The 9,192-nt window shown below is 58.8% G+C and carries 7 protein-coding genes and 2 pseudogenes; 3 read left to right on the top strand and 6 right to left on the bottom strand.

What is annotated here, in order from left to right:
- Positions 1–200 precede the first annotated feature (200 nt).
- The gene (locus FHS31_RS13275; RefSeq protein ID WP_167074292.1) at positions 201–1,352 is read right to left on the bottom strand and encodes an acyl-CoA dehydrogenase family protein; all 1,152 of its coding nucleotides are present in this window, start codon (positions 1,350–1,352) and stop codon (positions 201–203) included.
- Between the two features lie 114 nt (positions 1,353–1,466).
- Between FHS31_RS13275 and FHS31_RS13270 the strand changes: the two genes are divergently transcribed.
- A complete protein-coding gene (locus FHS31_RS13270; RefSeq protein ID WP_167074290.1) occupies positions 1,467–2,360 on the top strand; it encodes a LysR family transcriptional regulator in 894 nt (297 codons plus the stop codon).
- A gap of 63 nt (positions 2,361–2,423) precedes the next feature.
- Here the strand turns inward: FHS31_RS13270 and FHS31_RS13265 are convergent.
- Positions 2,424–3,146: pseudogene (locus FHS31_RS13265) on the bottom strand (IS6 family transposase).
- A gap of 105 nt (positions 3,147–3,251) precedes the next feature.
- Between FHS31_RS13265 and FHS31_RS13260 the strand changes: the two are divergent.
- The gene (locus tag FHS31_RS13260; RefSeq protein WP_167074288.1) at positions 3,252–4,295 is read left to right on the top strand and encodes a hypothetical protein; all 1,044 of its coding nucleotides are present in this window, start codon (positions 3,252–3,254) and stop codon (positions 4,293–4,295) included.
- Positions 4,296–4,449: 154 nt separating this feature from the next.
- Here the strand turns inward: FHS31_RS13260 and FHS31_RS13255 are convergent, their stop codons facing one another.
- A complete protein-coding gene (locus tag FHS31_RS13255) occupies positions 4,450–5,358 on the bottom strand; it encodes a hypothetical protein (protein WP_167074286.1) in 909 nt (302 codons plus the stop codon).
- A 343-nt stretch (positions 5,359–5,701) separates the two neighbouring features.
- On the bottom strand, positions 5,702–5,869 hold the full coding sequence (locus FHS31_RS13250) for a hypothetical protein (protein WP_167074284.1): 168 nt from the start codon (positions 5,867–5,869) through the stop codon (positions 5,702–5,704).
- Between the two features lie 84 nt (positions 5,870–5,953).
- Here FHS31_RS13250 and FHS31_RS13245 point away from each other — a divergent pair, with 84 nt between their 5' ends.
- Entirely contained in the window at positions 5,954–6,253 is a 300-nt protein-coding gene (locus FHS31_RS13245) for a hypothetical protein (protein ID WP_167074282.1), read from the top strand.
- A gap of 176 nt (positions 6,254–6,429) precedes the next feature.
- Here the strand turns inward: FHS31_RS13245 and FHS31_RS13240 are convergent, their stop codons facing one another.
- Together FHS31_RS13240 and FHS31_RS13235 are read right to left on the bottom strand one after the other, a co-directional pair.
- Complete coding sequence (locus tag FHS31_RS13240) at positions 6,430–8,097, bottom strand: FG-GAP repeat domain-containing protein (protein WP_167074280.1); 1,668 nt, start codon at positions 8,095–8,097, stop codon at positions 6,430–6,432.
- 115 nt (positions 8,098–8,212) lie between these two features.
- A pseudogene (locus FHS31_RS13235) lies at positions 8,213–8,978 on the bottom strand (IS3 family transposase).
- Positions 8,979–9,192: the final 214 nt, after the last annotated feature.

Raw genomic sequence — 9,192 nt, 5'->3', positions numbered from 1 at the left:
GGGCGTCAATCCCCGGGGGGGGGCGGTGGTGTTGTTTTTGGGTGGGTTTGGGGGGGGGGGGGGGGGGGGGGGGGGGGCCCGCCCCCCCCCCCCCCCCCCCCGGGGGGGGGGGGGGGGGGGGGCGGCCCCCAGTCGGGCGAGGTTGCGCTGGGCGGCAGCGGCATCCCCCACCCCAACCCCTCCCCTGAAGGGGAGGGGCTTCACGCCGCCGCCCCCACCAACTCGCGCCCGATCAGCATCCGCCGGATTTCATTCGTCCCCGCCCCGATATCGAGCAATTTGGCATCACGCATGAGCCGCTCCACCGGCCAATCCTTGGTATAACCCGCACCACCCAGCGCCTGCACCGCCTCCAACGAGACCTTCATCGCGTTCTCGCTCGCCAGCAAAATTGCGCCCGCGGCATCAAAGCGCGTCGTCCGCCCCGCGTCGCACGCCTTCGCCACTGCATAGACATAGGCCCGCGCTGAATTGAGCGCGACATACATGTCCGCCACCTTGGCCTGCATCAGCTGGAACGCACCGATCGGCTTGCCGAACTGTTTGCGCTCGCGGACGTAAGGCAGCACTACGTCGAGGCACGCTTGCATGATGCCGAGCTGGATGCCCGAAAGCACCGTCCGCTCATAATCCAGACCCGACATCAGAACGCCGGCACCGCCGTTGAGCGGCCCCATGACATTCTCCTCCGGCACCTCGCAATCGTCGAACACCAGCTCGGCAGTGGGGCTGCCGCGCATCCCCATCTTGTCGATCTTCTGCCCGATCGAGAAACCCTTGAAGCCCTTCTCTATCAGGAAGGTGGTGATGCCCTTCGATCCCTCTCCCGTCTTGGCGTAGACGACGAGCGTGTCGGCATAAGCCGCGTTGGTGATCCAGAATTTGGTGCCGTTCAGAACGTAGCGATCGCCCTTCTTCTCGGCCTTGAGCTTCATCGAGACCACGTCCGATCCCGCCCCGGCCTCTGACATGGCAAGGCTGCCGACATGCTCGCCCGAGATCAGCTTGGGGAGATATTTTGCCTTCTGTTCCGCATTGCCCCAGCGGCGGATCTGATTGACGCAGAGATTGGAATGCGCGCCATAGGAAAGCCCGATCGAGGCCGACGCTCGCGCCACTTCCTCCTGCGCCACGACATGTTCGAGATAGCCGAGCCCTAGGCCGCCATCCTCCTCCGGCACAGTGATGCCATGCAGGCCGAGCGCGCCCATCTCAGGCCAAAGCTCGATCGGAAACCAATCCTTTTCGTCGATCGCCTTGGCCAGCGGCGCGATCCGGTCGGCGGAAAAGCGCGCGGTGGCCTCGCGGATCATGTCGGCGGATTCGCCCAGCGCGAAATCGAAACTGCTCACATCGCTCTCCCATTTTGCCGGCATATTAGCCCCTCAAGCCGATAAGGAAAATTGAACGTGGCGTATCAAGTGTATTATCAGTATCTATATAGCTAACGCTCGCAAGGCATGTGGATGCTCGATCGCTACCTTCTCCGTTATTTTCTCGCGGTCGTCGATCAGGGCAATTTTTCGCGGGCGGCGGAATCCTGCAACGTCGCTCAGCCCACCCTTTCGGTCGGCATCGCGAAACTGGAGCGATTGTTAGGCCGGCCGGTCTTCATCCGCTCGAACCAGCGGGTTGAGCTAACTGCCGCCGGCAGCGCCTTCCTCGTTCACGCCCGCCGCATAGAAGGGGCATTCAACGCCGCGGCGCGTTCGATGGCGCTTTCTGCCGAACTTCCCTCGTTTCGGCTCGCGGTCCTCAGCAGCATCCCGACCAGCCCCGTAGCCGATAGCGTCGCGCAGGTTCGTCCCGGAGAGTCGCATCGCTTCGAATTGATCTTTGGAAGCGAACGCGAGATCGTGGGGCACATCGCAAAAGGCCGCGTGGACCTGGCGTTGACCCTGGTCGACCGCGGAACCGATCGCTTTGCCGAGCGCGCCTTCATGACCGAAGGCTATGCGCTGGCCATGGCCGCTACGCACCCTTTGGCCACGCACTCCGACATTTCGGCGGACAAGCTGGCGAACGAGATCATGATCGTGAGGCGCCATTGCGAGGCACTTTCGGAAACGAGCCGCTTTTTCACCGAGCGCGGCGTCAGACCGCATTTCGCGCTGCGATCGACCAATGATGACCGCGTGCTGCAGATGGTGGCCGCCGGCTTGGGAATAACCGTGATGCCGCAATCCTATCGCCTTGCCGGCGTCTCCAGGCCGCGCCTTGCAGGGTTCGCCGGACGGCGAACGATCGGCTGGATGGCCGCCCACCATTGCGAGCATTTTCTGGACACCCCGCTGCCTCTGATGAAGACCATCCAGCAAAGATTGGTCGGACTTGATGGCGGCCAAGACACTGCGCATTAGCTCCGGCCAATGCCTCTCAGATGTGCTGTCAGACGAAGTCGAACTCGTCTCCACACGATGGGGTCAGTCTTTGAGAGCAGGGACCTGACCCATGAGCTTTTGCCACTCGGCCAATGCGGCTGCGCGGCGACGCTTGCAGGTGGTTCGGTCGATGAGGTGGCGTTCTAGATTGAAGTGGTTGTGGACGTTGGCGTGGACCGAGGCGAATTTCTGCAACGACTTCATTTGTCGAAATATCAGCATCGCCCGCTCTCTTCGTCGGAAGGGCAGGTGGCTGTTTTCCCCTCGATTGTTGGCATGGCGACCGACCTCCTGCTTCTCGGCGTTGCCGAGGTTTCGCATCGCTGCCTTGTACGATCCCAGACCATCAGTGTTGATGCGCTCCGGCAAGCCGCGGCGCTTCAGCGCCTTCTCGATGAGGCCAGCGCCGCCTTCTTGTCCCTGGTCTTGGTGACGTAACTTTCGAGGATTTCACCCTCGTGATCGACGGCGCGCCAGAGGCAGTGCGTCTCGCCGTTGATCTTCACGTAGAGCTCGTCGAGGTGCCAGCGCCAATGCCGGAAGCCACGCATGCGGCTGACTCGCTGGCGGTCGGATGTCGCTGGCGAACAGCGGACCGTAGCGATTCCACCAGAACCGGACCGTCTCGTAGCTGATGTCGACGCCGTACTGGGAAAGCAGGTCCGCGACGTTGTGGATCGAGAGCGGGAACCGCACATAGAGCATCATCACCATCCTGATGATCTCGGGCGATGAGTTGAACCGGTTAGAGGGGCTGTCTCGCATAGCTTTGTAGCGGCATCGGGCCTTGCTACCAGCGCTGAACGTGGGAAATTGATCTGACAACGCCCTGCGCACGTATCGAGAGCCGCCAAACCATGTTGAGACAGCATGCAGGATGATAATTCGTGGTCATGTGCCGGCTTTGATCCTGGATCGTATGCTGATGCCCATCCCGATACCAGTGCCGGCCCGCTCCTACATTTTCTAAGTTACGGCGCGCGCGAGAGACGCCAATTCCCGATCGAATTGAATCCAACGGCATTTGATGCATCCGATCCGATCGAGGTGATAGCAGCGCTATCCGATTGTTATTTCAATGGATTCGGCGACCAGCTGGATTTGGCACTCCCGGCAATTTGGGCCAAAGTCGATAAGCTCATCGAGCTAGGCGCAAAGCCGATTATAGTCATCGGCGACAGCCACACGGGTCTCTATCGACGCACGCCGCTCTGTTATGATGGCTGGGTCTTGCCCCTCGTTTGTCTGTTCAGCGCTGGGTCCGCGCGTGGGCTTTCGAATCCCAACGGCCGCACGCAATATCGGCAGAGGATTGAAGGTCTACTTGGTTGGCTCGCCACGCTGCCCAAGACCGTTGCTCCACCTGTAATATTTAAGTTCGGCCAGGTGGACGTGGAGTTCGTCTCGGTATTTAAGCGGATCGAGCGGCGCGAAAAGCACTTTGACGAGGAAGCATTCGCCGATTTTTCTAGGGAAACCGTAGATCGCTACCTAGCCTTCCTGATGTCAGTCGCACCGGCGTCTTCCTACGTTGCGACAATATTCCCGCCAACCTTATCAGATGCAAGCTGGCGGGACGGCTATGCGAACGCGCATGTTGTTGACATTGAAAACCCGGGCACACTGGATTCCGTCCGGCAAAGCGTCAGGGGACTTACCGTGCCCAACTTGTCAGAGCGAACAAGTCACCACGCATTATTTAATCAGCTGCTGGCATGTGGCGTCGAGCAGACAACCCTTAGCTTCTGGAATGATTTCAACGCCGCGCTAGGCACCGATGGAACGGTTGATCCGCAATGGGTTGGTTCGGCGGGCGGCAATGACCATCACCTCGATTTTTTCGCCACTCGCCCGTTATTCGAAAATTTGTTGACCTCAATGCAGCGCCAGTTGGCCAACCGTCGCGAAGCTTAAGTGTCCTAACTTCACGCAGCCTCCAAAATAGCCGCGTGTCAGCAGCGAACCACTTTCCAGGAGATTGCGCAGATTTCGGCCCGGCTGCCCACGGTCCCTGGCGGCGGATCGAATCTTAGAGCTGTAACGGCTCCCTTCCAGCCCGATCTGCCCCCTACGGCGAACCGATAGGTCCGCATCTTGCCATCGGACTGCACGGGAACAGCCACAGATTATCGACTGAGAACATCGGCGAGACCGTAGTCGCCCAGTAAAGCCTCACGGCTCCGGCCTTGCCTGAAAAAGCCCCCGCGACAAAAATCGATTGCACTGCCAAGGCAGGAAAAAAGGTCGGGGAAGACACCAATTCTGAGGTGCCGGAGGTGGTATCGACCTTGAGGGAACCCTTTATCGGCCATCCCGAATCGCGGGCATTGATATACGTCCAGTGTTGACGGTCACTGACGAAACGGACGTCTGGCCGGCGATCGGCTATCCGTTGCTTGGTGGCCTCCGCCCGGATCTCGGGAACGGTGCCCAGCACCAGCGTGTAGTGGTACGGCAGGACGATATTATGGTCGATCACCTCAGGCTGCCCAGGACGGATAAAGCCTGTCTGAGCATCCGCTGGCTGACCGTCTTTTTTAGGTCCGTTGAAACCACCGCCAAATGAAATTGTCGCGGGGTTGATCACGCCGACGCCCCATCCAGATGCGTCTACCAAGGCAGACCACGATTCGGTTGCTCGCCACGTGGTCCAGGGAAAGGTCGTAGGCAGCTCGGTAAGCTTGTCGCCGGTAAACGGCCTGTCCCCCGTATAAGCGATTACGCGCCGCAGCCTGCCTGTTGTGTAGACTGCTGGGAGCTCTTGCTGTTCGTCCGAAGCAAACTGGCGAAGGTCGGAGCGATGATTGATCAGCCGACCGCGCACATGGATTTTGTTGCCATCCAGCATGATCCAGCTCTCGATCGTGCATTCGCATGGTACACCCCTGAGCGCCCATTGCAGGGGCACCGTGCGGATGAAGAGCGTACTGCCCTTGTAACACCAGGCGGCGACCTTCGATCCATTGCCCATAGGCATCACCGCTCTCGATTGGGTCCCAGCCCCAGCCAGACCAATCTGGAGAGGGCATCCCATAGGGCTTCGGACCCGCATAAAAGGTTGGCTGAACCTGCCTGCCAAGATCGTGATCGTTGATGACATTTATGTTTTCCGGAACGCGCGACAGCGATGTAATTGAGCCGCCCTTCGCGAGATCGAAGCCGACCCGAATTTGAGCATTCGAGAGAAATATCGTCGAGCCTTGCCGGAGGAGATTGGGCTGCGCTGCGCCGCATCCTTGCGAACAGGCGAAGAAAAGGCCGACGCAGGCAATACCCTCTATGACAGGGTGGCAGCTACCGAGCGTCAACTTTGTTGTCGTTCAGCCGAGGAGGTCAGGGTGGTCACCCTCTCCATCGACCACATCATCGCGGCCCATCTTTCCTAGCCGTAGCATCACAACGACAACGGTCACTGCGACGCCGATCAGCAGGACGATAGCGACCGTGCCCAACAGCCCGGGTGAGCTGTCGGTGAACGAGAAACCCATCAGCGTGGATTCCAGGGAGTTCGAATTCCGCCCTGGAAGGGGGTCGGGATCGGTCCTTGCGACGCGCGCGCACTGTCAGGGGCATTGACGTTTACGCTTTGGCTCGGTGTAGCCAGCGGTTCGGCTTGCAGCGAATTAAATGAGGTGCCGCTTTCGACCGACCGTCCGGCTTTTGCGGCACGCTCAGCCTGGACGGCCGACGTAGTTTGGGTCGGAGCTGTTTGTGCGCCTGCGGCAGAAGCCGACGAAACGAGCACTGCGGCGATAAGAATTCTGATTATCATTGGCGTCGAACGCATGGCCACGGGATTCGGGCTCAATCAATTCGATCAAGTGGGGCAGCCCATGATTCAATCGGCATTCCATCAGCTAAACAACGGGTAAGTTCTCTTGACGGAGCGTTCATTGATCTGTTTAGCAGACGAGTGGCCGCGTTGATTAGTGCAATAGTTGGTCAGAAGAGAACGCGAACGCTGAAAGAATATTCCGCTGTTTAAAATATTAGCTATGCAATTACTCGATCCGAAAATTAAGCGGAAGCGTCCAATGAACTATTTTTCCTAAAGCAGGAAGTCGTGCGCTACGACGTGCCAATCAGTTGGGATATTGGCGTTGGCAACACCCTTGATAAAGCCTGTGCCGGTGCCATCCCAGATGGAAGTCTGACCGGTATCGCTGTGCCAAAGGATATCCGCTTTCCCATCGTTGTTATAGTCGCCGACGGCGGCGATCGTCCAATTGCTCGGCACAGCATCATTGATCGTGCCAATATCGAACCCGGTGCCGTTCGACGTCCACACCGACACTGCGCCTGTGTCGCTGTACCAAAGAATGTCATCCTTGCCGTCGCCGTTAAAATCGGCGAGGCCGCGAATGTGCCATAAGGTCGGCACTGCGGTATTGTCGTAGGCGCCGATCTGGAAGCCGGTGCCCGTGCTCAGCCAAGTAGAGAATTCGCCCGACGCATTGCGCCACAAAATGTCGGATTTGCCGTCGCCGTTAAAGTCGGCAGCGCCTTCGATCTTCCAATCTGTCGGGACGCTGGTGTTATAAGTGCCCGCCTGGAATTCAGTTCCCGTGGAGGTCCAGAGGGAAACAGCGCCACCTTCCTGCCGCCACAGAATGTCGTCTCGACCGTCGCCATTGAAGTCGCCAACCGCAGCAACATGCCAATCGGCCGGCAATGCCGTGCTATTGTATGCACCGGCTTGGAAGCCACCGCCTCCTGTCCCATCCCAGACGGAAACAGCGCCAGTTGGATTGCGCCAAAGCAGGTCGGACACGCCATCGCCGTTCATGTCGAAGCTCTCAACAATCGACCAACCAGCAGGCACGGGAGAGTTAAACACGCCCGTGTGGAGCTGGTCAGACAGAACATTGCCTTCAACCGTCCACTCGCTGACAGCACCGCTTACGTTCTGCCACATGATATCCGAGTGGCCGTCGCCTGAGAAGTCGGCCGCAACCGCATGCTTCGTAAGCGTAAAGGTCGTTGGCAAACCAAACGACGCTAGCGACGCTCCGGTATATTGAGCCACCTTTCCTGCATTGTCGGTTACTGAAAGGCTTGCGATCGAATAAGTCCCAGCGCCATTTAGTGACGACAGTCGCTGCACCAACGAGGATGAGCCGTCCGAGAAGCTATCGACCGTGTCTAAAAAATTGAGAGTGGTTGTGCTGCCTGCTGCGGTTTGGATCGCATGATCCAACGTAATGCTTACACGAGCAACGGACGAACCGACGTCGGCCGCGCTAACGCCAAACGAAGTCGATGCATCGTGCGTGACATTTACGACCGACGGTAACGCCAACGCTGTAATGGCTGGTCCAGATGCCGCAACGTAGACTCCGCTTGTACTTGTGAAACTGACCGGCCCATTCGGAGCTCTGCCAGAGTTAGAAAGTACATAAGTTTCGAAAGACGGACCGGCCACAGAGCCGTAGATCAAATCCTGTCCGTCGGAACTAACTCCATATACCACATAGCTATTATTACCAACGGTAATGAAGTCGTTGACGGAGTTGAGGGTAATCGCGACCGTTCCGACGAAAGATAATTGCGAATAGGATGAAATGGTTCCCGAGGCAAACGTGGTCGAAATCGTAGAGATTCCATTATTAACGGTGCTGGTTGAGTAGCTAATCGCTGCCGCGTTTACCTTGTAAAGGTAAGAACTAGATACTCGGAGCCCATTTACGGCTCCATAGAAGGCATTCCCAATGGCCATTTTCAGCTCCCCTCAGCTGCGAAATAGGTTCGGTCGAAAGAGACGGTAAACAGTTACGCACTTAGATCAATCCGCGGAGCAGAGATTGCCAACCAATTGACGGTCCGTCGGTTTCTCATTCGGGCGCGATGCGAGCTTCCGGCCTGTATCCGCCGGGATTAATCCCGGCGGATGCAGCATATTCGGCTGGCGTCAGCCAGCCAGGAGCCGTGTGAGGTCGGCTCTCGTTATAGTCCCGTCGCCAGGCCTCGATCTTGACCCGTGCATCTGCCAGCGAGAGGAACCAGTGGCTGTTCAGGCACTCGTCGCGCAGGCGGCCATTGAACGACTCCAGGAAGGCGTTGTCAGTCGGCTTGCCCGGCCGCGAGAAGTCGAGCGTGACGCCGTTCTCATAGGCCCACCGGTCGAGCGCTTTCGAGATAAATTCCGGCCCGTTGTCCACTCGGATGGTCTTCGGCGCACCGCGGACCGCCGTGATCCGCGCCATCGCGGCAACCACCTGCTCACCCTTGATGCCCTGGTCGACGTCGATTGCCAGAGCCTCGCGCGTCAAGGCGTCGACCACCGTCAGCGCCCGCAGACGGCGACCATCGAACAGCGCGTCCGAGACAAAGTCCATCGACCACATCTCGTTGGGCGCTGACGTTGCCGGCTGGCGCTCGCGGTTCCGCGACCAGCTGCTTGAGCTTGCGGTTCTCGTCCTCGAGCTGCTTCACCCGGCGCAACTCACCCACGCCAAGCCCACCGTACACCTTCTTCCAACGATAGAAGGTCTGCTCCGAAACGCCCATCCGGCGGATGACCTCGGCGACCGGCGTGCCCGTCTCCGCCTGCTTCAGCGCGAACGCAATCTGCTCTTCCGTGTAGCGCGTCTTCTTCATGTCCCAGCTCCTTGCCCGCAGGCTTCAAAGGGCCGGAAAACTCTCACTCACCACGGATGAAAAAAACAGGGAGGACGTCAAGTTTCGGGCATAACATGGGCCGCCTCCGCACGCCCCCGATGGTCCGCTTTCGCTGAATCTTTGCCCCTATCGGCCATCGCGGGCCCGCCCGCCATTTCAATTCCCAACCGTCGCTCGAAAAGGCAGCCAGCAC

It is taken from the genome of Sphingomonas vulcanisoli, assembly GCF_011761305.1.
In the GTDB taxonomy this organism is placed as follows: domain Bacteria; phylum Pseudomonadota; class Alphaproteobacteria; order Sphingomonadales; family Sphingomonadaceae; genus Sphingomonas_I; species Sphingomonas_I vulcanisoli.
The sequence above is the reverse complement of the archived record's forward strand: the minus strand, read 5'-3'. Positions and strand labels throughout refer to the sequence as shown.

Coding starts and splice junctions, on each gene's coding strand:
- FHS31_RS13270 (WP_167074290.1), top strand. CDS start 1,467: ATGCTCGATCGCTACCTTCTCCGTTATTTTCTCGCGGTCGTCGATCAG.
- FHS31_RS13260 (WP_167074288.1), top strand. CDS start 3,252: ATGCAGGATGATAATTCGTGGTCATGTGCCGGCTTTGATCCTGGATCG.
- FHS31_RS13255 (WP_167074286.1), bottom strand. CDS start 5,358: ATGCCTATGGGCAATGGATCGAAGGTCGCCGCCTGGTGTTACAAGGGC.
- FHS31_RS13250 (WP_167074284.1), bottom strand. CDS start 5,869: ATGGGTTTCTCGTTCACCGACAGCTCACCCGGGCTGTTGGGCACGGTC.
- FHS31_RS13240 (WP_167074280.1), bottom strand. CDS start 8,097: ATGGCCATTGGGAATGCCTTCTATGGAGCCGTAAATGGGCTCCGAGTA.